General features: G+C 70.4%; 24 protein-coding genes, 1 tRNA gene and 1 pseudogene. 14 read left to right on the top strand and 12 right to left on the bottom strand.

From position 1 onward, the window contains the following. Positions 1 to 170: 170 nt before the first annotated feature. Positions 171 to 977 (bottom strand): S-methyl-5'-thioadenosine phosphorylase, encoded by an 807-nt coding sequence (locus IEY93_RS33470; RefSeq protein ID WP_189167186.1) that lies wholly within the window; start codon positions 975 to 977, stop codon positions 171 to 173. 416 nt (positions 978 to 1,393) lie between these two features. Between IEY93_RS33470 and IEY93_RS38870 the strand changes: the two genes are divergently transcribed. Next, positions 1,394 to 1,546, top strand: a complete 153-nt coding sequence (locus IEY93_RS38870; protein WP_229691696.1) for a hypothetical protein — start codon at positions 1,394 to 1,396, stop codon at positions 1,544 to 1,546. Between the two features lie 14 nt (positions 1,547 to 1,560). On the opposite strand, the pseudogene IEY93_RS38875 reads toward IEY93_RS38870, so the two are convergent. Both IEY93_RS38875 and IEY93_RS33480 read right to left on the bottom strand, forming a co-directional pair. Next, positions 1,561 to 1,701 (bottom strand): annotated as a pseudogene (locus IEY93_RS38875) (FmdB family zinc ribbon protein); the annotation flags it as partial. A 912-nt stretch (positions 1,702 to 2,613) separates the two neighbouring features. After that, positions 2,614 to 4,116, bottom strand: a complete 1,503-nt coding sequence (locus IEY93_RS33480; protein ID WP_203968463.1) for a potassium/proton antiporter — start codon at positions 4,114 to 4,116, stop codon at positions 2,614 to 2,616. A 129-nt stretch (positions 4,117 to 4,245) separates the two neighbouring features. On the opposite strand from IEY93_RS33480, the gene IEY93_RS33485 reads away from it, so the two are divergent. Beyond that, the gene (locus IEY93_RS33485) at positions 4,246 to 5,421 is read left to right on the top strand and encodes an LCP family protein (protein ID WP_189167189.1); all 1,176 of its coding nucleotides are present in this window, start codon (positions 4,246 to 4,248) and stop codon (positions 5,419 to 5,421) included. Positions 5,422 to 5,469: 48 nt separating this feature from the next. Here IEY93_RS33485 and IEY93_RS33490 read toward each other — a convergent pair whose 3' ends face one another. Continuing rightward, positions 5,470 to 6,069, bottom strand: a complete 600-nt coding sequence (locus tag IEY93_RS33490) for a 5-formyltetrahydrofolate cyclo-ligase (protein WP_229691691.1) — start codon at positions 6,067 to 6,069, stop codon at positions 5,470 to 5,472. Positions 6,070 to 6,093: 24 nt separating this feature from the next. Between IEY93_RS33490 and galU the strand changes: the two genes are divergently transcribed. From galU to IEY93_RS33520, 6 genes are all read left to right on the top strand, one after another. Further along, complete coding sequence (gene galU, locus IEY93_RS33495; protein ID WP_189167191.1) at positions 6,094 to 6,999, top strand: UTP--glucose-1-phosphate uridylyltransferase GalU; 906 nt, start codon at positions 6,094 to 6,096, stop codon at positions 6,997 to 6,999. 103 nt (positions 7,000 to 7,102) lie between these two features. After that, positions 7,103 to 8,326, top strand: a complete 1,224-nt coding sequence (glp, locus tag IEY93_RS33500) for a molybdotransferase-like divisome protein Glp (RefSeq protein WP_189167192.1) — start codon at positions 7,103 to 7,105, stop codon at positions 8,324 to 8,326. Between the two features lie 79 nt (positions 8,327 to 8,405). Continuing rightward, positions 8,406 to 8,876, top strand: a complete 471-nt coding sequence (gene moaC / locus IEY93_RS33505) for a cyclic pyranopterin monophosphate synthase MoaC (protein WP_189167193.1) — start codon at positions 8,406 to 8,408, stop codon at positions 8,874 to 8,876. Continuing rightward, positions 8,873 to 9,352, top strand: a complete 480-nt coding sequence (locus IEY93_RS33510) for a MogA/MoaB family molybdenum cofactor biosynthesis protein (RefSeq protein WP_189167194.1) — start codon at positions 8,873 to 8,875, stop codon at positions 9,350 to 9,352. The genes moaC and IEY93_RS33510 overlap by 4 nt, the downstream gene beginning before the upstream one ends. Before the next feature lie 171 nt (positions 9,353 to 9,523). After that, entirely contained in the window at positions 9,524 to 10,156 is a 633-nt protein-coding gene (locus IEY93_RS33515; RefSeq protein WP_189167195.1) for a GNAT family N-acetyltransferase, read from the top strand. Between the two features lie 218 nt (positions 10,157 to 10,374). Then, positions 10,375 to 11,274: a SepX/GlpR family protein gene (locus IEY93_RS33520; protein ID WP_189167196.1), complete on the top strand. Its 900-nt coding sequence runs from the start codon at positions 10,375 to 10,377 to the stop codon at positions 11,272 to 11,274. Between the two features lie 59 nt (positions 11,275 to 11,333). Here the strand turns inward: IEY93_RS33520 and IEY93_RS33525 are convergent, their stop codons facing one another. Continuing rightward, positions 11,334 to 12,455, bottom strand: a complete 1,122-nt coding sequence (locus IEY93_RS33525; RefSeq protein ID WP_189167197.1) for an alpha/beta hydrolase family protein — start codon at positions 12,453 to 12,455, stop codon at positions 11,334 to 11,336. Between the two features lie 109 nt (positions 12,456 to 12,564). Here IEY93_RS33525 and IEY93_RS33530 point away from each other — a divergent pair, with 109 nt between their 5' ends. Both IEY93_RS33530 and IEY93_RS33535 read left to right on the top strand, forming a co-directional pair. Beyond that, complete coding sequence (locus IEY93_RS33530; protein WP_189167198.1) at positions 12,565 to 13,701, top strand: sensor histidine kinase; 1,137 nt, start codon at positions 12,565 to 12,567, stop codon at positions 13,699 to 13,701. Next, positions 13,698 to 14,345 (top strand): response regulator, encoded by a 648-nt coding sequence (locus IEY93_RS33535; protein WP_189167199.1) that lies wholly within the window; start codon positions 13,698 to 13,700, stop codon positions 14,343 to 14,345. Before IEY93_RS33530 ends, IEY93_RS33535 begins: the two co-directional genes overlap by 4 nt. A gap of 92 nt (positions 14,346 to 14,437) precedes the next feature. Here IEY93_RS33535 and IEY93_RS33540 read toward each other — a convergent pair whose 3' ends face one another. Continuing rightward, entirely contained in the window at positions 14,438 to 14,857 is a 420-nt protein-coding gene (locus IEY93_RS33540; RefSeq protein WP_189167200.1) for a DUF5997 family protein, read from the bottom strand. A gap of 54 nt (positions 14,858 to 14,911) precedes the next feature. Here IEY93_RS33540 and IEY93_RS33545 point away from each other — a divergent pair, with 54 nt between their 5' ends. Beyond that, positions 14,912 to 15,646, top strand: coding sequence for a LysR family substrate-binding domain-containing protein (locus IEY93_RS33545; RefSeq protein ID WP_229691692.1), 735 nt, complete (start codon positions 14,912 to 14,914; stop codon positions 15,644 to 15,646). A gap of 185 nt (positions 15,647 to 15,831) precedes the next feature. Here the strand turns inward: IEY93_RS33545 and IEY93_RS33550 are convergent, their stop codons facing one another. Next, positions 15,832 to 16,995 (bottom strand): MFS transporter, encoded by a 1,164-nt coding sequence (locus tag IEY93_RS33550; RefSeq protein ID WP_229691693.1) that lies wholly within the window; start codon positions 16,993 to 16,995, stop codon positions 15,832 to 15,834. Further along, the gene (locus IEY93_RS33555) at positions 16,992 to 17,453 is read right to left on the bottom strand and encodes a GNAT family N-acetyltransferase (RefSeq protein ID WP_189167201.1); all 462 of its coding nucleotides are present in this window, start codon (positions 17,451 to 17,453) and stop codon (positions 16,992 to 16,994) included. The genes IEY93_RS33550 and IEY93_RS33555 overlap by 4 nt, the downstream gene beginning before the upstream one ends. A gap of 26 nt (positions 17,454 to 17,479) precedes the next feature. Here IEY93_RS33555 and IEY93_RS33560 point away from each other — a divergent pair, with 26 nt between their 5' ends. Then, positions 17,480 to 18,028, top strand: coding sequence for a CGNR zinc finger domain-containing protein (locus IEY93_RS33560; protein WP_189167202.1), 549 nt, complete (start codon positions 17,480 to 17,482; stop codon positions 18,026 to 18,028). Between the two features lie 10 nt (positions 18,029 to 18,038). Here IEY93_RS33560 and IEY93_RS33565 read toward each other — a convergent pair whose 3' ends face one another. The 4 genes from IEY93_RS33565 to IEY93_RS33580 all read right to left on the bottom strand — a co-directional run bounded on the left by IEY93_RS33565 (position 18,039) and on the right by IEY93_RS33580 (position 21,100). Next, positions 18,039 to 18,587, bottom strand: a complete 549-nt coding sequence (locus IEY93_RS33565) for a MerR family transcriptional regulator (protein WP_189167203.1) — start codon at positions 18,585 to 18,587, stop codon at positions 18,039 to 18,041. A gap of 10 nt (positions 18,588 to 18,597) precedes the next feature. Continuing rightward, positions 18,598 to 19,458 carry an SDR family NAD(P)-dependent oxidoreductase gene (locus IEY93_RS33570; protein ID WP_189167204.1) on the bottom strand — a complete coding sequence of 287 codons (861 nt, stop codon included), beginning with the start codon at positions 19,456 to 19,458 and terminating at the stop codon, positions 18,598 to 18,600. Positions 19,459 to 19,792: 334 nt separating this feature from the next. Beyond that, complete coding sequence (locus IEY93_RS33575) at positions 19,793 to 20,737, bottom strand: C45 family autoproteolytic acyltransferase/hydrolase (protein WP_189167205.1); 945 nt, start codon at positions 20,735 to 20,737, stop codon at positions 19,793 to 19,795. A gap of 289 nt (positions 20,738 to 21,026) precedes the next feature. Continuing rightward, a tRNA-Ala gene (locus tag IEY93_RS33580) sits at positions 21,027 to 21,100 on the bottom strand. 399 nt (positions 21,101 to 21,499) lie between these two features. Here IEY93_RS33580 and IEY93_RS33585 point away from each other — a divergent pair. Both IEY93_RS33585 and IEY93_RS33590 read left to right on the top strand, forming a co-directional pair. Further along, positions 21,500 to 22,297 (top strand): phosphotransferase family protein, encoded by a 798-nt coding sequence (locus IEY93_RS33585; protein ID WP_189167206.1) that lies wholly within the window; start codon positions 21,500 to 21,502, stop codon positions 22,295 to 22,297. A gap of 145 nt (positions 22,298 to 22,442) precedes the next feature. Beyond that, the gene (locus IEY93_RS33590) at positions 22,443 to 22,916 is read left to right on the top strand and encodes a hypothetical protein (protein ID WP_189167207.1); all 474 of its coding nucleotides are present in this window, start codon (positions 22,443 to 22,445) and stop codon (positions 22,914 to 22,916) included. Positions 22,917 to 22,918: the final 2 nt, after the last annotated feature.

The following is a 22,918-nucleotide window of genomic DNA, read 5'->3' on the forward strand; positions in this document are numbered from 1 at the left end:
GGGGTGCGGGTGGGCTTCGCGATGGTGGGCTGTCCGCGGATGTTGACCGGGTCGGATGGCGTGGTCGGTGCCGGGATCGCTGTACCGCGACCCGCCCGTCCGGCGCCGATCACATTTGGCACATGGCCGGGGTGCGGAGCCGAGCTCGGTGAACGTATGTGGTCAGTGCGCTAGGGAAGATCGAAGGGGAGTTTGATGCCGTTCAGGGCGTCCCCGCAGGGGCAGGCGCGGTCGAGTGGGAGCTCGGCGGCCACTGCGCCGACCAGGGAGCGCATGCGCTCGCTGTTGGCGGCGAAGAAGGCGAACACCTCGTCCTGGGTGACGCCCTCGCCCGCGTCGACACCGGCGTCGTGGTCGGTGACCAGGGCCAGCGGGGTGTAGCACAGCGCCAGCTCGCGGGCGAGGACCGCCTCGGGGTGGCCGGTCATGCCGACGATGGACCATCCGTTGGCGGTGAACCAGCGGGACTCCGCCCGGGTGGAGAAGCGCGGGCCCTCGATGATGACCAGGGTGCCGCCGTCCACGGCGTTCCAGCCGTCGGCGGTGGCCTTGGAGTAGGCGAGGGCCCGGCCGACCGGGCAGTAGGGGTCGGCGAAGGGCACATGGACCGCGCCGCCCTCGTCGTAGTAGGTCTGCGCCCGCCCGGAGGTGCGGTCGACCAACTGGTCGGGGAACACCAGGGTGCCCGGGCCGTACTCGGCGCGAAGGGAGCCGACGGCGCTCGGGGCGAGGACCTGGCGCACGCCGAGGGCACGCAGCGCCCAGAGGTTCGCCCGATAGGGGATGCGATGAGGAGGGAACCGGTGATCGCGGCCGTGCCGGGGCACGAAGGCCACCGTGCGCTCGCCGATGCGCCCGATCGTGATGGTGTCGCTGGGAGGTCCGTACGGGGTGGTGACCTCGACCTCCTCGGCGTCGTCGAGGAGCGAGTAGAACCCCGAGCCGCCGATGACCCCTATGTCCGCTGTCATGACCATGCGCCAGAGATTAGCGTCCTGGGGTTCGGGTGGTCAGGGGCGGCGGGACTCTGTGGACAACGCCGCTCAGCGGTGGCGGGTAAGCGGGGTGATCGTCGCCCGTTGGGGCGGTTTGGTGTGGTGTTGTCTGTGGACGGCGAGCGGCCAGGGGCCGGTCGCGACGCGCGGCCGTGGTGGCGATGGACGGACGGCGGACGAACAACGAGCGGGCGGCCATGGCCTCGACGCGGCCGGGGACGGCCTGTGCGGGGGCGGTGTGCGGGGTGAGCACAAATTCCGGCCGGGCAGTGTCGCTGTGCACGCCGAGCCGGGCCGGTGACGCGGACAGCAGGCCTGGGATACGGCTTACGGAAGGGGTTGTACGGCTGTCACCGGCCGTACAACCCTGGAGGCGTCAGGCGGCGGAGCTGGCCGGGGTGCTCGTCGAGGTGGTCTCCTTCTTCGCCGGGGTGCTGGACCCCGAGTCGGACGACCCGCTGGTGGAAGTCGACGAACCGCTGGAGCCGGTCGAAGTGCTCGTGGTCGTGGAGGTCGTCGAGGAACCGGAGGAGCGGTTGTCCGTCCGGTAGAAGCCCGAGCCCTTGAACACGATGCCGACGGCCGAGAACACCTTGCGCAGCTGACCCTGGCAGTTCGGGCAGGTGGTCAGCGGGTCATCGGTGAAACGCTGGACGACCTCGAGCCCTTCACCGCAAGCGGTACAGGCGTACTGGTAGGTGGGCACGCGCTCCTCCTCGATATGGCTCAGTCCGGCTCGTCGCCGATTGGCACTCTACCGTTGCGACTGCTAATGGTACGCAGCCGATTAGGCTAAACGCCACCCGAAGGACTTCTAATCCCTGTGATCGGCGGCTCAGTGGGGGCGCCCCGATCGTCCCGCAGGGGTGCCGAGCCGAGACGGCCCGGCTCATCCTGGCCGATGGCGGCCGCTGCCGTAGCACGCGCGGCGCCCGGGCCTGCCAGGGAAGGTACCCGAGATGACACGCTGCCGTACCGGCCGGCGAGCTCCAGCACGGCGGGGTTTCGTCCTGGCCGGGCGGCCACGATCGTGGTTGCCGGTGCGAAGGCGGTGCTCGTGCCTGCCGGAGGAGGTACCCGCGATGCCACGTCGCTGTACCGGCCGGCGAGCTTCCGGCATGGCGGGGTTTCGTCCTGGCCGGGCGGCCACGATCATGGTTGCCGGGTTGAAGGCGGTGCTCGTGCCTGCCGGAGGAGGTACCCGCGATGCCACGTCGCTGTACCGGCCGGCGAGCTTCCGGCATGGCGGGGTTTCGTCCTGGCCGGGCGGCCGCGATCATGGTTGCCGGTGCGAAGGCGGTGCTCGTGCCTGCCGGGGAAGGTGCCCGAGATGCCACGTCGCCGTACCAGGCGGCGAGCTTTCGGCACAGGTTTCGTGCCGGCCGGGCGGTCACGATCACCGAACGCGGTGCTCGTGTTCGCTGGGGAAGGTATTCGAGACGAAGGGCACTCGCCGTGCTGCCGTACCGGCCGGTGAGCTCCCGGTACGGCGAGGTTCATGCCGGCCGGTGGGGTCTCCGAGGCGATCATGGCCGGTTGGGCCGAACGCGGTGTTCAGTGCTCGGTCGCCAACGCCATCCCCGACGACGGCGTGGCCGAAGGCTTGCCGGGGAGAAGGTCATTCGCCGCGTTCGCCGTACCAGCCGGCAAGCTTGCCGCGCCGGTTGACGGCGCGCAGGCGGCGTTCGACGACCTGTCTGCACGCGGCCGTGGTGACCACGAGCAACTGGTCGTCGATGCGTAGCTGCGTGGTGGGTTCGGGCACGAACGAGCGCCCTTCCCGTACGACCATGGTCACGGCGGCGTCGACCGGCAGGCGGAGCTCGAAGATCTCGACGCCGTTCAGCAGGGAACCCGGCGGGATGTGGACCTGCAGCAGGTCGGCGTTGAGCTCCTCCAGCGGCGCCGCCTCGACGCCGAGGTCGCGCGCCTCCGCCGGTGCGCTCACCTTGAGCACGCGGGCCAGGAACGGCAGCGTCGGCCCCTGCACCATGGTGAAGACGATCACGATGACGAAGACCTCGTTGAAGACGCCCTTCGCCCCGACGAGCCCGGTCGCCCAGGGGATGGTGGCCAGCACGATGGGCACCGCGCCGCGCAGACCGGCCCAGGACAGGAAGGCCTGTTCGCGCCAGGAGAGCCGGTCGAACCCGGACAGGCGGACGATCAGGGCGGAGACCACCACCGACATCGGGCGGGCGAGCAGCAGCAGGACCAGTCCGACGATCAGGCCGGGGATCACCATGCGGGGCAGTTCGAACGGGCTGGCGAGCACGCCGAGCATGACGAACAGGCCGATCTGTGCCAGCCACGCCGCCCCCTCGGAGAAGGCTCTGGTGGGCACCCGGTGCGGCAGTCGCATGTTGCCGAGCACCAGCGTGGCGAGGTAGACGGCGAGGAAGCCGCTGCCGTGCAGCAGCGTCGCGCCGCTGTAGGCGACGAAGGCGAGGGCGAGCACGGCGATCGGGTACAGGCCGGAGGCCGGCAGCGCGACCCGGCGCAGGGCGTAGCCGCCGAGCGGGCCGACGGCGAGGCCGACCGCGCTGCCCACGGCGAGTTCGAACCCGGCGTCCAGCACCACGTGCCCGACACTCGGCAGGGGCGTGGTGACGCTGCTCAGCATGACCACGACGATGACCGTCGGCGCGTCGTTGAACCCGGACTCGGCCTCCAGGATGCCGGAGAGCCGTTCCGGGAGGGGCAGGCGGCGCAGGACGGAGAAGACCGCGGCGGCGTCGGTGGAGGCGAGCACGGCGCCGAGCAGCAGGGCCGTACGCCAGTCCATGGCGAGCAGCCAGTGCACGGTGGCGGCCAGTACGACGATGCTCACGGCGACGCCGATGGTGGCCAGCACGATCGCGGACGGGACGGCCCGGCGTACGTGCCCCCAGTTGGTGGTCAGGCCACCCTCGGCGAGGATCACCGCGAGGGCCGCGAGGCCGATCTGCTGGGCGACCGCGGCGTTCTCGAACTGGAGCCCGAACCCGGCCTCGCCGAGCAGCAGCCCGAGCCCGAGGTAGATCAGCAGGCTGGGGAGCCCGGTGCGGTGCGCGATGCGTACCGATGCGATGGCGGCGATCACGACGACCGAGGCAAGGAGCAACCAGAGATCGAGATCCACCGGCCCCCCTTCCGCGATTTTCCGTCCCATTCTGTCGTATTCGGATAGGCCACTACCAAGGGCAACAGCTATGAGCTACCGTCACACCCGACACAGATGGTGCTGCACAACAGGTTTCAGGTGACGAAATTGGCCGACGACACTTCCCCGGTTCTGGCGAACGCGAGGAAGGACGATCTCGTCGACGGCGAGGAGGCCGCCCGGTCGGGGCCGCTCGAACCGGCCCGGGTGCCCGGGGGCGCCGAGTCGCCTGAGATGTCCGGGTCCGCCGAGCCGGACGGTCTGCTCGGTGGGGTACGGACGTCGGAGGCGCCCCGGCCGCCGAGGAAGCGGCGGCTGTTACGCCGGCTGTTGATCGTGGCCGTGCTGCTCGTCACCATGGTGGTCGCCACGGGGTTCGCGGTGGTGATGGAGCGTCAGATCACGCTCAATGGCAATATCGAGCGTATCCCTGGAGCGTTCCCCGAGGAGGCGGGACGTCCGGCCAGGTCGGTGGGGGACGCGCAGAACTGGCTGCTCATCGGTTCGGACAAGCGTCCGGGCGAGTCGGGGAGCCAGCGGGCCGACACCATCATGATCGTTCACGTTCCGGCCGACCGGGCACGTCTCACCCTCATCGGCATCCCTCGCGACTCATATGTCCGCATTCCCGGCCGCGGCAACAACAAGATCAACGCGGCGTACGCCTTCGGCGGGCCGAAGCTGCTGATCAAAACCGTGGAAGACCTCACGAAGGTCCGCATCGACCATTTCGCGGCGCTGGACTTCAAGGGGTTCGTCGCGATGACGCGAGTCATCGGCGGTGTCGACGTCTACGTCGCGCGCGAGGTGTACGACCCGGCCAACAAGGTCACCTGGCCGCAGGGCATGGTCCACCTGGAAGGGGAGAAGGCGCTGCTGTTCGTCCGGCAGAGGTACAACCTGCCGGGTGGCGACTTCGACCGGATCAAGCGGCAGCAGGCGTTCGTGGGCGCGCTCGGCAAGAAGATCATCAGCCGGGAGCTGCTGACCGACCCGCTCAAGCTGAACGACTTCCTGGAGGCGCTCACCCGCGCCGTCAGCGTCGACAGCGGTGTGTCGCTCGGCACCCTGCGCGACCTGGCGCTGGAGCTGCGCGACATCCGTCCGGACACCGTCGACTCGGCCACGGTGCCGACGCTCGGCAGCGCCATGGTCAAGGGTGCCAGCGTCGTCCGCCTGGACAGGAAGGCCGGCCGGAGCCTGTTCCAGGCGGTACGCGACGACGCGCTGGAGGAGTACTTCGACCAGAACGGCGGGCTGAACGACCTGCGCATCCTCCCCTGAACCCGGCCTCGCGGGAAACTCCGTACGGCCGGTCGCCGCGGGCGCCCGTCACACCGGCTCCGATCCGCCGCCGGCTCGCACGGTCGTCCCGAAGGTGACGATGCCGGAGGGGAGAGCGGCCATCGAGACCGGCACGTCGTGCGGCTCGGCGGGAACCCCGTCGATCAGCTCGCCCTCGTGCAGCAGCGCCACCGTCGGCACGTTCGGCCCGACCCGCGCCAGCGCCCGGTCGTAGGAGCCGCCGCCCCGCCCGAGCCGGACGCCGGTGGACCTGTCCACGGCCAGCGCGGGCACGATGACCAGCGCCGCCGTGCGGATCGCGTCGACACCGCGCCGGACGTCCACCGGCTCCATCAGCCCGCGTGGCCCCGGAGCCACCGAATCGGGGCCGTCGTAGACCGCCCAGTCAAGGTCGTTGTCAGGCCGCAGCACCGGCAGCATGACGGTCGCGCCGTGTTTCCACAACGCGAAGATCAAGCCCTGCGTCGCGGGCTCGGTGCCCATGGACCAATAACACGCCACCAACCCAGCCATCTGCACCCAAGGCCGGTCGAGTAGCGTTTCCCTGATCGCAGTCGCCGGGCCGCGCGGATCGGTGAGCTCTTCTCGCGCGGCGACGATCTTCCGGCGCAGCTCCGCTTTGTCCACACGGCCCTCCATTAAGGTGCATTCATGGCTGACTTCGATCCAGTGACGAAAGTTGTCATCCCCGCCGCCGGTCTGGGCACTCGATTCCTCCCGGCGACCAAGGCGACTCCCAAAGAGATGCTCCCGATCGTCGACAAGCCGGCCATCCAGTATGTCGTCGAGGAGGCCGTCTCCGTCGGGCTCCTCGACGTCCTCCTGGTCACCGGCCGGAACAAGCGTTCCATCGAGGACCACTTCGACAGAGCGTACGAACTGGAAGAGGTCCTCGCCGCCAAGGGCGACGACGAGCGCCTGTCGCAGGTGCTCGAGCCGGTGGAGATCGCCGCGCTGCACTACGTACGCCAGGGTGAGCCCAAGGGCCTCGGGCACGCCGTCCTGTGCGCGAAGCAGCACGTCGGAGGGCATCCCTTCGCCTGTCTGCTCGGCGACGACCTGATCGACCCGCGCGACCACCTGCTCAAGCGCATGATCGAGGTACGCAACACCTACGGCGGCAGCGTCGTCGCGCTCATGGAGGTCCCCAAGGAGCAGGTCTCCCTGTACGGCTGCGCCGAGATCGCGCCGACCTCCGAGGACGACGTCGTCCGGGTCACCGGCCTGGTCGAGAAGCCGCCCGCCGACGAGGCGCCGTCCAACTGGGCGGTCATCGGACGGTACGTGATCGACCCCGCCGTGTTCGAGGTGCTGGAGAACACCGAGCCGGGACGCGGCGGCGAGATCCAGCTCACCGACGCCCTGCTGGAACTGGCCGGGCGTTCCACCGACGAAGGCGGCCCGGTCCACGGAGTGCTGTTCCGCGGGCGCCGGTACGACACCGGCAACAAGCTCGACTACCTGCGGACGGTCGTCCAGTTCGCCGCCGAGCGTCCCGATCTGGGGCCGGAGTTCACCTCCTGGCTCCGCGAGTTCCTGGACGGGATCTCCGAGTAACGCACGGGCACGTCGGCAGCTAGACGCGGACCCGGGCCCGGCCATGCCGGGACCCGGGCCCGGATTCACCGAGCATCGAGGCGACAGGTGAGGGATGGATGCGATGAAGACGGTTGACGCACATCTGGCCGACATCCTCCGCGTGGTCCGCCCGCTCGATCCCGTGCGGCTGGACCTGGAGGACGCCCTCGGCTCGGTGCTGGCCGAGGACGTCGCGTCGCCCGTCGCGCTGCCCCCGTTCGACAACTCCGCGATGGACGGCTACGCCGTACGGGCGGGGGACGTCGCGGGAGCGAGCGAGGACGCGCCCGTGGTGCTGCCGGTGACCGTCGACGTGGCCGCGGGGGACACCTCCCACCGGGTCGTCGAGCCCGGCTCGGTCACCCGCATCATGACCGGGGCGCCGGTGCCCGAGGGCGCCGACGCCGTGGTCCCGGTCGAGTGGACCGACGGCGGCACGGTGAAGGTCGCGATCCGCCGGCCGCCCCAGGCCGGCAACGCGATCCGCAGATCCGGAGAGGATGTACGGGCGGGCGACGTGGTGCTCACCGCCGGCACGGTCATCGGCCCGGCGCAGCTCGGCATCCTCGCCGGGGTGGGCCGGCGTGCCGTGCTCGCCCACCCGCGGCCCCGCGTGGTGGTCCTGTCCACCGGCACCGAGCTGGTCGAGCCGGGGACGCCGCTCGGGCACGGCCAGATCTGGGAGTCCAACAGCTACACCCTCGTCGCGGCCGTACGGCAGGCGGGCGGGGAGGCGTTCCGGCGCGGCGCCGTCGGGGACGACCCCGGCGCCTTCTCCGCGACCCTGGATGCCCTGCTCGGCGAGGCGGACGCCGTCATCACCAGCGGCGGCATCTCCATGGGCGCGTACGAGCCGGTCAAGGAGGCGCTGTCGGCGCTGGGCACCGTCCGGTTCGAGAAGGTGGCCATGCAGCCGGGCATGCCGCAGGGCTTCGGCGTGCTCGGCGAGCGCCGCGTGCCGATCTTCACTCTGCCCGGCAACCCGGTGTCGGCGTACGTCTCGTTCGTGCTGTACGTGAAACCGGCGCTGGCGAGGATGCGCGGGCTGCCCGCCGGTCCGCCCGCCATGGTCACCGCGATCTGCGGCTCGGCGCTGCGCTCGCCGGCCGGCCGGCGGTCCTTCCTGCGCGGTGTGCTGACCCCGGCGGCCCCCGGCGGCGGTCCGGCGGGCCCTACGGTGTCGCCCGTACACGGGCAGGGCTCGCACCAGCTCGCCGCGCTCGCCGGGGCGAACGCCCTGATCATGGTGCCCGAGGACGTCACCGAGCTGCCCGAAGGCGCGCCGGTGGAGGTGATCCCGCTGTGAGCTGCGGACATCCGAACGTGGATGGGGCGGGACATGGCGCCGGCCCCGCTGTGAACGACGATCGTGGAGGCGATGCGCGATGAGTGAGCTGACGCATATCGACGAGTCCGGCGCGGCCCGCATGGTGGACGTGTCCGCCAAGGACGTCAGCGTCCGCACGGCGCGCGCCACCGGCCGGGTGCTGCTGTCGCCGGAGGCCGTGCGCATCCTGCGGTCCGGCGAGGTGCCGAAGGGCGACGCCGTCGGAGTGGCGCGCATCGCGGGCATCCAGGGCGCCAAGCGCACGCCCGACCTGATCCCGCTGTGCCATCCGATCGCACTGCACGGCGTGAAAGTGGAGGTCGTCGTGGTCGACGCCGGGGTCGAGATCACCGCCACGGTGAAGACCGCGGACCGTACCGGGGTCGAGATGGAGGCGCTCACCGCCGTCTCGGTGGCCGGGCTCGCGATGATCGACATGATCAAGGCGGTGGACCCGGCGGCGGTGATCACCGATGTGCGGGTGGAGGAGAAGACCGGCGGCAAGACCGGCGTCTGGACCCGGCCGTGAGGGCGCTGGTGGTGACGGCGTCCAACCGGGCGGCCGCCGGCGTATATCCCGACAAGTCGGGACGCCTGCTGGCCGAGTTGCTCGCCGAGGCGGGCTGCGAGCAGGTGGACGGCCCGCGCGTCGTCCCGGACGGCGAGCCGGTCGAGGCGGCGCTGCGCGAGGGAGTGCGCGCCGGATACGACGTGATCGTCACCACCGGCGGCACCGGGCTGACCCCGCAGGACCTCACCCCCGAGATGACGCGGCGGGTCATCGAGCGCGAGATCCCCGGCATCGCCGAGGCCGTCCGGCAGGCCGACCGCGAGAGGGTGCCGACCTCGATCCTGTCCCGCGGGCTGGCCGGACAGGCGGGGACCACGCTGATCGTGAACCTGCCGGGCTCGTCGGGCGGCGTGCGCGACGGCATGGCGATCCTCGCGCCCATCCTCAGGCACGCCGTCGACCAGATGAACGGCGGCGACCACCCGCGCGGCTGACCTTCGTGACGGCTTGCCCATGAATGCAATCCGTGATTTCGAAAGGACCTGTCCGGCTCTCTCGGCCGTTCGTGCTGTTCACGCGGCCGGCCGGCACCGGTTCCCCGCCAGGCGGAACAGGGCCGGTGGCCGCGATGGCGGATTCAGGGGCCGACAGGGGATGATTGTGCTGTGGATCGACTTCGCGGCTGGCCGGTGACCCTGACCGAGGGACCTGTGGGGCTCCGGCCGCTGCGTCTGCGCGACGTCGGGGTCTGGCGCGAGACGCGACTGCGCAACGCCGACTGGCTGCGTCCCTGGGAGCCGAGCAACCCCGAGACCCCGCTGTTCCGCACCGGCCTCGGCCCGTACATCTCGATGGTCGGCACGCTGCGGCGCGAGGCGCGGCAAGGGCTGGCACTGCCCTGGGTCGTGACCTACCAGGGCGCGTTCGTCGGGCAGCTGACCGTGGGGGCCATCGTCTGGGGGTCGGCGCGGTCGGCGCAGGTCGGCTACTGGGTGAGCGGCAAGCTCGCTGGACGGGGCATCATCCCGACGGCGCTCGCGATGGCGGTCGACCACTGCTTCTTCACCGTGGGCCTGCACCGCCTGGAGGCCAACATCCGGCCGGAGAACCACGCCAGCCGGCGGGTCGTCGAGAAGCTCGGCTTCCGCGAGGAAGGCATCCGCCGCCGTCAGCTGCACATCGACGGCGCCTGGCGCGACCACATCTGTTACGCGCTCACGGTCGAGGACGTCCCCCGCGGGCTGCTTGCCCAGTGGCGGCAGACCCGGGAGAAAACCGCCCATGACGGGTCGCCGTAGCCCGGGATTCCGAGCCTTGACCCAGTCTTAGGGATAAACAGGTTGACGATCTCGCGACACACCGCACCGAATGCTCGTCAATCAGTGACACGCGGTCCTACCGTGCGTGACGTGAACACATTTGCGACGGCCCAAGCCACCTGCTGTGTTCATGCTGCCCACCTGACGCCTCGTTCATGCCGGCGTGAGCCCATTACCCGACGCCAGGGGGTGCAGGAGTGAGCGGCGCCTTCCTCTACCTCGGCATCGTGCTCATGTGGCTGTGCGTCCTGGTCCCGATGTGGCTGCGCCGCGACCGCCACACCCTGGACGCCGACCTGTACGCGGGCGGCGAGGAGTTCGACGGGGACACCTTGGCCGACGTCCCGGTGCCCGAGGTCTCCGGCGGGGCGCCGGGCGCCGACCCGGCGGATGACGAGATCACCATGGAGATCGGGCCGTCCAGGGCCGGCTCCGCCCACCCGCACGACCCGTCCGCCGGCCTCGACGCGTCCGATGGCGCCCAGCCCATCGGGGCCACGCCTCCGATCCCCGATGTCCCGTCCGACTCCAGGACCACCTCGGGCGCCGGTGCCGCCTCCGCGCCCGACTCGGCCCGCCGCTCCCTCGCCGGCCCTGGCACGGCGCGCTCTCTTGCCACCCCGGCGGCCGTGGACGAGACGACCCCGCAGGCCGCCACCTCGACCGGTGACGCCCCAGACGAGTACGAGAAGCCGGCCAGCGAGCCGGACGAGACCGCTGTCCCCGGCGCGGCGGTACGGCGCGGCCGGGCGCGCGTCCTGGCCCGCCGCCGCCGGTGGCTGCTGTTCAGCCTGCTGCTGCACATCGCCTCGGTGGTCACGGCCGCCGTCGGCGTGGCCCCGTGGTGGAGCGTGGCGCCTTCGGCGGTCCTGCTGCCCGCCTACCTGGTCATCCTGCGCGTCGCGACCGCCGTCGACCGCGAGCGCCGCCTCGCGGCCGCCGAGGCGCAGGCGGAGCAGCGTCGTCGCGCGCGTGAGCGGCGTCAGGCCCTCGAACTCGCCGCCCAGCAGGCCGAGGCCGAGATCATCGAGTTCCGCCGCCGCGCCGAGCCCTTCGACCAGTACGCGGACCGCTCCCGCCGCGCCGTCGGCGACTGATCAGCCGGGGGGCACTCTTCAGGACGTCGAACGGGTCCCGGCGAGGTGCGGCCGGCCGGTCACCAGAATCCGACCTCGGGATAGTCGGCGGACGGCCGGTCCAGCAGCGGCTGACGCCTCCCCTTCAGGTGCAGGTCGAGGAAGGCGGTGACGTACGTGCGAGTGATCTGCAAGGAGCGGTCGCCGTCGAGCGGGTACGCCGGCATCCCGAGCTGGGGCTGGAGCACCGCGTAGTCGATGAAGCTCAGGTGCTCGGCACCGGTCACCGTGAGCCAGCGCTTCCAGTCGCCGGTCACGTGCGGCCAGAACAGGTCCCAGGAGCGCGGCTCGCCGCCGGTGGCCGGCGCCTGCCTTGGGTTGCCGATCATCATGAAGGGCTTGCGGACCGGCTTCGCCGGGATCTTCGGCATGTAGGTGCCGTCCAGATTGACCGCGGCCCTGATCCGCCGGCTCAGCGGCAGCAGTTGCGCCGCGCTCTGACCGCCGACCGAATGTCCGACCATCGCGACCTTCGCCTCGTCGATCAGCCGGTTCCAGTGCCTGCTCCCGGCCAGTCGGTCCAGAACGAACTCCGTGTCCGCGGCCCTGACCTGGGCGACCTTCGCGCCCAGCTCCGGGGTCTGGCCGCCCTTGCCCGCCTCGAACGTGACGGTCCTGCCGTCGGGGAAGGTGGTGGCCACCGACTCGTAGGTGTGCTCGATGCCCGCCACCAGGTAGCCCCTGCTGGCGAACTCTTCGGCCAGCGAGGTCATCGTCGCGCGCGGCATCGTCATGCCGGGCGACAGGACCACCAGCGGCCACCCGCCTTTCCGCTGCAGCGCGGGCGCGTCGACGCGAGCGTACGTCCTCGTCTTCGCCAGTGTGTCCGGCGGAAGGTCCCTGAGCTGCGGCACGCTGTCGAGGATCAGCTTCGACTCCTGAGGCGTGACGTACGGTGCCGGCCTGCCCACGGCCTTCCGCGCCGGGTACCAGATCGAGACCATCAGCTCCCGTGCCTTGCGGTCGGCGACCCACGGATCGGGGCGGCTGGAGTCGATCAGGTGCACGGTCGATCGGCCGACGGCGTGGTCGCCGGTCGGCGCGGGCAGGGCAGGAGTGGGGACGAGCGCCTCGGCCTGCGCCGGGCCGGCCCCGGCAAGCGCGGAGACGGTGAGCACGCTCACGATGATCAGTTTCTTCATGCACCTCACCATGGGGGACGGCCCCGCCGTACCGTCCCCGGCGAAAGTCACTCGGCCCCCGCGACTTTCGTAGGGGGTCGCCCGATCGATCGCCCGATAGCCTCGGGGCATGACGTACGGCGATTCAGGCGTCGTCGAGCGGATCACGCCCTGGGCGCTGGGCGCGGCGGTGTTCCTGCTCTCCATGGCCTCGGCATCCGGTTCGATAGGGGTCGAGACGACGCAGCCCGCCCCTGTGCCGGTGGTGGTCGCCGCCGCTTCGGGGGTCGCCGCGTTCTTCGCCAGGCGCTCGCCGTGGCCGCTCGCCGCGACCGCCGCCCTCGCCTACCCATGGCTGCTGATGTGGCCCGCCGCCGCCGCGGCCTCCTACTACGCCGGCACGCGACTGCGGCGTCGCCACCTGTGGCTCTACACCGGCGGCGCCGTCGTGGTCATCGCACTCGGCGGCCTGGTCTCCCGGTTGAGCGATTCTTACCGGGCCATGGTCGCCGGGACCCCCGCGAACATGCTGCTCATCGCCTGCGCGCTGCTCGGGCTCCCCGTGGTCGGCGGGCTGTGGGTGCGTGCCAGGCGGCAGGTGATCGAGGCGATGCGCGCACAGGTCGATCAGTTGCGGCGCGAACAGGTGCTGCGGGCGGACCAGGCGCGCGGCCAGGAACGCACCCGCATCGCACGGGAGATGCACGACGTGGTCGCGCATCGGGTGTCGCTGATGGTCCTGCACGCGGGCGCTTTGGAGGTCAGCGCCCCGGATGAGCGTACGGCCGAGGCCGCCACGCTGATCGGGGCGGTGGGCAGGCAGGCGCTGGGCGATCTTCGGGAGGTGCTCGGCGTGCTGCGGTCGCAGGGGTCCGCGCGGGTCCCACAGCCAACGCTGTCCGATCTCGACCGGCTCCTCGAGCAGTCTCGCACCCTGGGCATCGTGGTCAACCGTCACGACGAGGGCGGGGTTCGCCCGATCGATCACTCGGCGGAGCGTACCGCCTACCGGGTGGTCCAGGAGGCGCTGACCAATGTCCACAAGCACGCGGGCGACGCCGAGACCGACGTTTTCGTCCGCTACCTGCCCGCCGAATTGGAGGTCATCGTCCGCAACAGGTGTCCCGTCCGACCGGACGCCCTCCCCGGCTCCGGCTGGGGACTGGTCGGCCTGCGGGAACGCGTCGAACTGGCCGGAGGCACGCTCGCGGCCGGTCCGCTGGCCGAGGGCGGCTTTCAGGTCCTGGCCAGGATCCCGGCGGCATGATCCGCGTACTGATCGTCGACGACGAGGCACTGGTCAGGTCCGGGCTGCGGATGATCCTCGAGGCTGCGGGCGACATGGCGGTCATCGGCGAGGCCCGCGACGGCGACGAGGCCGTCACCGCCGTCGCCAGGCTGAGACCCCAGGTCGTGCTGATGGACGTACGCATGCCGGGCACCGACGGCCTGACCGCGGCGGCCCGCGTTCTCGCCGGGCCCGACGCCCCCAAGCTGATCATGCTCACCACTTTCGACCTGGACGAGTACGTCCACGAGGCGCTACGGCTCGGCGCGGTCGGGTTCCTGCTCAAGGACACCCCACCCCGGGAGCTGGCCACGGCCGTACGCACGGTCGCGGCGGGTCAGGCCATGCTGTCGCCCACCGTCACCAAGCGGCTGATCACCTCGTTCGTCGACAAGACCCCCTCACGCGCCGAATCCGCACGCAACCGGCTCGCCTCGCTCACCGCCAGAGAGGAGGACGTCATCAAGGCGCTGGCCCGAGGCTTGTCGAACGCCGAGATCGGGCGGGAGCTCCAACTGTCGGAGGCGACGGTGAAGGCACATGTCAGCCGGCTGCTCGCCAAGCTGGGCTTGGCCAACAGAGTGCAGGCGGCGATCCTGGTGCACGAGGCCGCCCTCACTTGACCATGCCAAGAGCGCGGAAGGACGACATCGCGCCCCGCCGCGGGTGCTGGGCCCCCGCACGCGTCCCACCCTGCGGTCGCGCGAGCAGTCGCTCAGCGAGAGGGGCGGCGACCTGGAGCGGCGTCCGGGGTCTCAGCCGTCTGGCGCTCCTTGAGACGGAGTGCTTCTTTGCGGGCCTCGGCGGCGATGGTGCGCTCGCGCTCCAGCCACTCCGGGTTCTCCGCTTTCAGCGCCTCGATCTCCGCGGTGGTGAGCGGTCCGGTGATCCCGGCGCGCATCAGGCCGGACGTGGAGACCCTGAGCTTCGCGGCGATGACCTGCTTGGGGTGCGGGCCGTTGCGACGCAGGTCGGCGAGCCAGGCGGGTGGCGTCGCCTGCAACTCGTTCAGCTCGTCTCTGGAGATGACACCCGCCTGGAACTCGGCGGGAGTGGCCGAGAGGAGGACACCCAGCTTCTTGGCCGCGGTCGCGGGCTTCATCGTCTGGGTGGTTTTCGATTTGGGCGAGGTCATAGCGCCAAGGGTAGCCAGTCGGAACGGTTCGCCCGACATCGCTACGCTGAGGAAGTGACCGAGAGCGAGAACGGCGAGGTGTTCCGGCTGGCGTACGTGCCCGGCGTGACACCCGCGAAATGGGTCAACATCTGGACCGAGCGGATGCCCGGTGTGCCGATCACCCTGGTCACGGTGCCCGCCGCCGAGGTGGTCGGGCTCCTGCGGAACGGCGGCGCGGACGCCGGCTTCGCCAGGCTTCCGATCGACCGGGACGGGCTCAGTGTGATTCCGCTGTACGTGGAGACCACGGTGGTCGTGGTGCCCAAGGACCACGAGCTGACCGCCGCCGACGAGGTGACCATCGCCGACCTCGCCGACCAGGAGGTGCTCCACCCGCTGGACGACACCCTCGCATGGACGGCCCGGCCCGGGCTGCCCGCGTTCACCCGGCCCGCCACGACGGCTGAGGCGGTCGAGCTGGTAGCCGCCGGCACCGGCGTTCTCCTGGTTCCGCAGTCGCTGGCACGCCTCCACCACCGCAGAGATCTCACGTACCGGCCGGTCGCGGACGCGCCGCAGTCTCAGGTCGCGCTGACCTGGCCGGCGGACGCGACCACCGACCTGGTGGAGGATTTCATCGGCATCGTCCGCGGGCGGACGGTGAACAGCTCGCGGGGCCGCACCGCCACCGCCCCCGCTCCGAAGAAGCCGGCACAGCGGCAGGCCCCGAAACCCGCACAGACCTCCGGTCGCCGCGCCGTGCCGTCCGCCCGCAAGAGAAAGGGCAAGCGGCCCGGTAGTCGGTGAGGCCGGGCGGCAGGATGACCAGATGTGCCGGCGTGGTGCGACCGAGGACCGGGGGCGACCCTGCGTCCTTCCGCACGGCGTGGCGGAGGAGCGGACGCCGACGGTCACTGTCCTGGGCTGCACGGTGATCGGGACCGGCTCGCCGGCGGCATTCCCTGGTGCGGTCCGGCCGCTTCCCGAGCCGGTCACAGCCGGGCCGTCGCCGTCAGGGTGACAGCGGTCAGCGCGGCGAGCAGGGCCCAGGCGGGCACGAAACCGCCGGACAGGTCTGTGAGCAGGCCGAGCGCGGGTGGCGCCAGGATGACCGCCACCTGGTTGACGGCCATGGCCAGACCGAGGGCGAATCCCGTGTGATCCGGCGGTGCCGATTCGGCGGCGTAGGCGACCCAGGGGCCGTACCAGCCGATTCCGAAGAAGCCGAGCCAGATGAAGAGCAGGCAGGCCGCGACGGGGGACCGGCTCACCGGGGTCGTCAGCAGCGTCATCCCGATGGTCACGGCGGCCAGGCAGATCAGGACACCGGCGTAGCGACCGGAGCTGTGGCGGTCGCTCCAGGCCGCCAGGCAGACGCGGCCCAGCGCGCCCGCGCACTGGACCGCGACGTACACCGAGACCGCCGAGGTGGCGTCCATGGCCGTCACCTCGTGCAGGTACAGCACGGTGAGGACGCCCACGCCGCTGTGCACCGACACCATGCTCACACCGGACAGGATGATCTTCTTCATGTATGGTTCGCGGAGCAGTTCCAGTCGCACGCGGGACGTGGCCGGCGTTGGGCGCCGGTCCGGTGGGCGGCGGTAGAAGGCCATGAAGGCGATGGCGCCCGACAGTGCGGCGAGCGCGCCGGCCACGAGCGTCGATCGCCAGCCGAAGGCCGTCGCCAGTGCGGGAAGCGCGGAGGCGGCGAGGACGCCCCCGAGCGGGAGCCCCGCCTGGCGGACACCCATGGCCAGGCCGCGCTGCGAGGCGTCGAACCAGGCCGCCACCGATTTGCTGCCGCCCGGCTGAATGGTGCTGTACCCCGCACCGACGATCAGCAGAACGACGAGCAAGGAGACATACCCCGGGGCGACGCTGCCGGCGGCGAGCGCGATGGCGACCACAAGGGCGCCGATCCCGACGATCCAGCGTTCGTCGTGGCGGTCCAGCAGTCGTCCCGCCACGAGTAGCCCGGCCAGAGGAAGGAGCTGGGCCGCCGACAGCAGCAGGCCCAGTTGGGTGGTGGTCAGCTCCAGGTCTCGTCGCAGGTGGATGCTCATCGCGCCGATGCCCTGCACGAAGAACGCGGCCGCGGCCTGGGTGAAGGTCGCGACACCCAGAATGACCCAGCGGTACCGCGAGGTCTTCACGGCTTCCAGCACAACAGGGGATCGGGGTGGTCGGAGAAGCCTAGTCGCCGGTAGAGCGGTTCCGCCTCGTGGGAGGTGGTGAGGTCGACCCGTACGGCGTCGCGGTCACGGAACCAATCGAGCAGGCCGAGCATGATCGCCCGGCTGTGCCCGCGCCGCCGGTACGACGGGTCGGTGACCACGCCGATGACGTGGCCGATCCTCCCGTTGCGTGAGTGGGGGCCGGGGAACCACTGCTCGATCGTGCCGATGCCGCAGGCGGCCAGGCCGGCGTCGCCGTCCACGACCAGGATCCGGCAGTCGGGTTCGGTCAGCTTCCGCCGAAAAACCTGAGCGAGTACGGCGCGCCAGTCGTCACCGGCGTTCGCCGGGTTGAAGAAGTCGCCGAGGTCGTCGAAGAGCAGCGCCCGGAGACGGACGAGTTCTGGAATGTCGTGCTCTGTTGCTGTTCGCGGCATGACGTCCAGGCTGATGTAATGAGCTTGTGCATCTCAACCCTTACGGCGCGGATGTGGTGAACTTCGCCGCAGAACTGGCGAACCACCCACCGGCGAGTGCCGATGAACTCGCCGACCGCTGCCGCACGGCCGGTCTGGTACTGGAACGCCCCGTCGAACCGTCCGATCTCGACCAGACCATCGCCGTCATCGGCCTCTGGACGAAGGTCATCGACGCCCCTGGGGAGCGCGCGAAGGCCGAGTTGGTCAACGAGATGCTGGCCAGGTCTGCCGCCTACCCCCGGCTGACCGACCACGCTCATGGCTGGCACCTGCACTATCGCGACGACCTGCAGCCGCTCGGCTCGGTGCTGTTCGCGCTGATCTCCGTGGGCACGGCGATGCACCTCGTCAGCCGGGGCATGGACCGGCTCGGACGGTGTGCCGCCGCCGGTTGCGAGACGATCTTCGCGGACACCTCGCGCACCGCACGGCAGCGCTACTGCTCCCAGCGGTGTGCCAACCGGGATGCCGTCCGCCGCCACCGCGCCCGTCAGCCCACACCCCCCGCCCAACCGGCCGGCAGGCGACGGTAACCGGCGTCCCTCACTCTGCCGGGAGTGCCCGTCGCAGCGACTCGTCCGGCAGTGCCGTGCGGTCGGTACCGGTGGTGGTGCCGAACTCCTGAACGTCCGACCCGGTCGAGCCCCCGTACGTGGCGATCTTGTATTCGATCGCCACGAGGGAAAGGGTCAGCTCACGAATCCGGCGGCGGACGGCGTCGCGATGTCCGACCAGCACATCGAGCCGCTCATGCACCGTGTGCCCTCCGGCATCGACGAGCGAGACGTAGTGCCGCAGGTCGCGCATCGGCATACCGGACAGCCGCATCCGGGTGAGGAACACCAGGCGCCGAACCGCTTTGGCGTCGTAGACACGATGACCATTACCGCCGCGGGCCACCTCGACCAGCCCGGCCCGCTCGTAATAGCGCAGCGTGTGGGGCGAGATGTCGAGGAGGTCGGCAACCTCGGCTATCGTCATCGTCTCCGGCAGATCGGCCAGGTCGGCGAGGCGGTGGATCGCCTCAACCGACAGCGGACCGTCGTCCCCGAGCGCTTCGAGCGCTCTGGTCATCAGATCGTCGGTGGCCATGACCACGAGCCTAGATAGGTCGTACCGACGCAGGAACACCCTCGAAGTCGGCGCTCCGGGCGATCTCGGCCCACCGCTCGACCTCGTCCAGGCCGCGCCGGTAGGCACGCGAGATACGCTCGACCGCCTCGCGTCCGAGCGGCAGCCGCAGCGGCACCTCGTCGCCGTGCGCGAGGGACACGATGATCTCGGCCGCCCGCGCCGGGTCGCCTTCCTGGCGGCCATCGGTCCCGGCCATGTCCGCACGGATGTTGGCGAGCAGGTCACGGTAGGTCGCGGACGGCTCGACGAACTCGAGCACGTCGCCCCCGTTGAAGCCGGTCCTGAACCGGCTGGGCTCGACGAGCATCACCCGGATCCCGAACGGCGCGACCTCCCCGGCCAGGGCCTCCGACCAGCCTTCGAGGGCGAACTTCGACGCGGAGTACGCCGACACGCCGGGGAACGATGTCCGCCCACCCTGGCTGCTCATCTGCACGATCGTCCCGGTGCCCCGCTCACGCATCGTGGGCAGCGCCGCCCGGACGAGCGCGGCGGGGCCGAACAGGTGCAGATCCATCAACTCGCGCAACTGCGCGTCGCCGACCTCCTCGACCGCTCCGACCACGGCCCGGCCCGCGTTGTTGACCAGCACATCGAGCCGATCGAAGCGGTCGAGGGTGTCGCGCACGAGGTCCGCAGCCGCGGCGATGTCCCGGGCGTCGAACTTCGCGATCAGGCAGTTGTCCGGGTACTTGGCCTCCAGATCGGCCGCACTCTCGGGCCGGCGCACCGCCGCCACCACGCGGTCGCCCGCCGCGAGCGCCGACTCCGCCAGTGCGCGTCCGAACCCGCGGGACGCGCCGGTGATGATCCAGGTCTGTGCCGTCATGGCGGGGACGCTACGCCTTCGAGCGCGCTCGAACGCAAAACCGGCGTGACCACCCACACGGAAGATCGTGACCGGAGTGCGAAGGAATGCAAACCGCCACCTGCCGGATCCGGCGCTTGAGGGCGAGTCCGCAGTCCCGCCTGACACGACCCGAGCCTGCCCGGACACCCGCTCCGCGGTCCCAAACCAGGACGAACCCGATGCGGAAACCCCCGAAACGGCAAGATCCCGCCTGATCACGATGATCAGACGGGATCCCGGCTTGTCTGCGGCGGATGGAATCACGTTCTTGCAAGATCTTCGTGCGGGGGTGAGCAGGAGTCCGGAAAGCTTTTCAGCTGGCCCGGCCCAAGGTCACGGTGCGGGTTCCGGGTGCGAAGTCGCCGAAGGACTGTTGCCAGGACTCACCGGGCCAGTAATACGTCACAAGGCCCTCGGCAGGTCGATAGTGGGCGGTGTAGAGCGTTACCGTCCCCTGCTCGTCGACGGATCGATACAGCGGCGGCTTGAGCATCGCCGCCACATCCGCGCCTGCGGCGCGGATGGCTCGCAGCCGCTCCTGCGTCCGCATGGCCCGCTCCTGCTCGTCGGTCACCGGCAGGTGCTGGTGATTGGAGGCGCAGGCGTCCGGTGCCACTGTTGGCGGCATATCCGGTCCCACGAACACCGTCATCGCCTTCTTGGGATCGACAAGGGTGAGGTTCTGGGGGACGGCGACCGGCAGGGACCGCAGCCTGTCGACCGCCTCATCGACGGTGTCGCACGTCTCCAGCAGGTAGCGCACGAGGATGAGAATGGCGAAGCCACGTCCGTAGACAGAACGTCCGCCCCAGGTGAGCGAGATCGCGAGACCGGCGTCGTTCATCCCGTCCAGCAAGCCCCAGAGCATGTCCTGCATCCCGATCACGGGGCGCAGGAAGCAGGAGGACACGATGGTCCCCTCGCACTGATCGGGCCGTAGGTCATAGTTGCGCAGCAGAGAGCCGTTCTGGCCGATCTGGGTGCAGGCCTGGGAGAACGGCCGCAGTGCCGCGTGGGTGAGGAAGACTTCCGCCTCGGGCCGGTCGAGTTGGCCGGCCAGGCGGTCCAGAACCGGGACCAGTTCCGGCATATGCGCACGGAACAACGCCCGAACACGATCCGCGCCCTCCGGAGTCCTGCCCTCCGCGGTCAGCAGGCCCTCCATGTCCTGCCACAGGGCCCGGGCGTAGGCGGCCCACCGCCCGTCGCCGCCGTCGCCGACCTCGATCGCCTGGAAGGTCTTGTGCTGTTGCCGCACGGCTGCCACTCCCCTGTGAGAATCGGACGAGGTGGGAGCAACCTAGCTAATTGGCCAGGTGTTCACCAGGCGGCCTTGCAGGGCTTCCTCCCGCTCGGTCTGCCGGTCGGCATCCTCGCCGTCGACCGCGCTCAACACCACCAGCGCCCCTCGCCTCGAACGCCACACGGGCCGGAACCGACCCGTTCAACGATCCGAAGACCTCGGAAAACGCGAAATCCCGTCCGATGCAGATGATCGGACGGGATCCCGTCAACCTCGGTCCAGCCGTTTCAAGAACGGCCCTGGGTGGAGCTGAGGGGATTCGAACCCCTGACCCCTTCGATGCGAACGAAGTGCGCTACCGGACTGCGCTACAGCCCCAAGGACTCGACCAGATTAGCAAACTTTGGGGACCACCCGCGCCACCCGCTCCCCGGAGAGGTGCCGCGGGTGCGCCTGGATCAGGCCGCCCTCGGCGGCCGGCCCCGGACACGCCCGCGCTGACCGCCTTCCACCGGCCGCCCGCCGCATCCACATCACCCGTTTCTCGGCTCTTGGGGTGGAAGGAGCCCGGTGACCTGCCGCGCTCGGTCGCCCAACCGGATCTCTGCCGGCTGGAGCGCGCCGGGCCGAGTCGGATGCCGGGCAGTGGCCCGGTACGGCACGGCGGAGTCAGGGCGGTGCCCCGGGGCGCACGTGATACTGACACCCGGTCGCCGCAGTGAGGAGGAGACGAGACGCCTCAGCCTCGCCTCCTCCTCGGCCTCTGTGGATCTCCCCATGATCGGAGTGCGGATGAGCGGTCGGCCGGGGCGGCATTCGATCGAGATGCGGTCGGACACTGTGGTGAAGCGATACAGGTTCGCGGACCATGGTCAGCCCGAACGTGAATGGCGGGCCCTTGCGTTGCTCGACCGGTACGCACCCGGGGTGGCGCCCACGCCGATGGCCGCCGACCTGCATGCCGATCCGCCGATGGTGGTGATGTCCCGGCTCGACGGCACAGCCGTGCACGGGCCAGTCAGGGGGCCAGTGGCCGACGCGCTCGCCGAGTCCCTCACCAGGGTCCAGCTGGCGATTCCACAGCGGGTGCTGGCGCGTCTGCCCGCGCGTGCCGGACATCCGGTCGAGCTCCTGCGGCAGGTACGAGCATGGTCGGCGATGGAGCAACCTCCTGACGCGGATCCCACGCTGCGCCAGGCGCTCGGGCAAGCAATCGGTTGGGTCCGGCAGCCGGCGCTGGAGCAGGTGCTGACCCGGCAGGGCACCGCGGTGTTCGGCACGGGTGACGGGAATCTGGCCAACTATCTGTGGGACGGAACCAACATCCGGATCGTCGACTTCGAGTACTCCGGCCGCAGCGACCGTGCTTTCGAACTCGCCGAGATCCTCGAACACGTATCGGTCTGGCGCAACCACGTGGCCGGCATGAACGCTGTGCTGGAGCGGTTCGAGTTGACCGCCGACGAAGCCGGCAGGCTCATCCAATGCCGCCGGCTGCTCGCGCTGTACTGGCTGCTGCGGACTCGCGGACGGGATCAGTGCGACCAGGCGAACCGGATGCTGACCCTGCTGTAGAACGATCTGGTGGCACTGCCTCGAAGACGAGGTGGCTGTGCCACCCGGTGGCCGTCAGCGGACACCGGCAGACCGAGTGAGTCCATCGTCGGGGCGGTCGCTTCCTCGCCCCTGCCCGGCGGTACTTTGCACTGAAATTCCACATTTGCTGCGTGGTGTCCGCACATGGGCCTGTTTCGATGGCGGTGTGGTCGAGCGGAGAGTGCCGGAGGCGCGCGAGATCTACTGGACGTTCGGGTGCGGGATCTCAGTGGTCATCGCGACAGCGTTCGCGACGTTCGGCACCTTCCTGGACATCCACCTGGTGGCCCGCGCACAGCTTTACTGCCTCGGTGACCTGAGCGTGGGGGAGAACCTCTCGGGCACTCTCTTCGCGGTGACCCGAATGGTGCTCTTCCCGGTCATCTCGGTGCTGTCGGCGCTGCTCGCCGTGTCGTTCCATCTCCTGGGCCGGCTGCCCTGGCTCGCCGCACGGATATGGCCCCGGCCGATCTTGCTGGCTCTCACCATCGCGGGCTCCATCGCGGGGCCGGTGGCCATGGCGATGTACGACCTCGCCACGGAAGGTACTCCTGGCGATTGTGTTCTGCCGTGGTGGCCTACATGGCTTCCCTCATGACC

Source organism: Sphaerisporangium melleum (assembly GCF_014646695.1).
GTDB lineage: Bacteria > Actinomycetota > Actinomycetes > Streptosporangiales > Streptosporangiaceae > Sphaerisporangium > Sphaerisporangium melleum.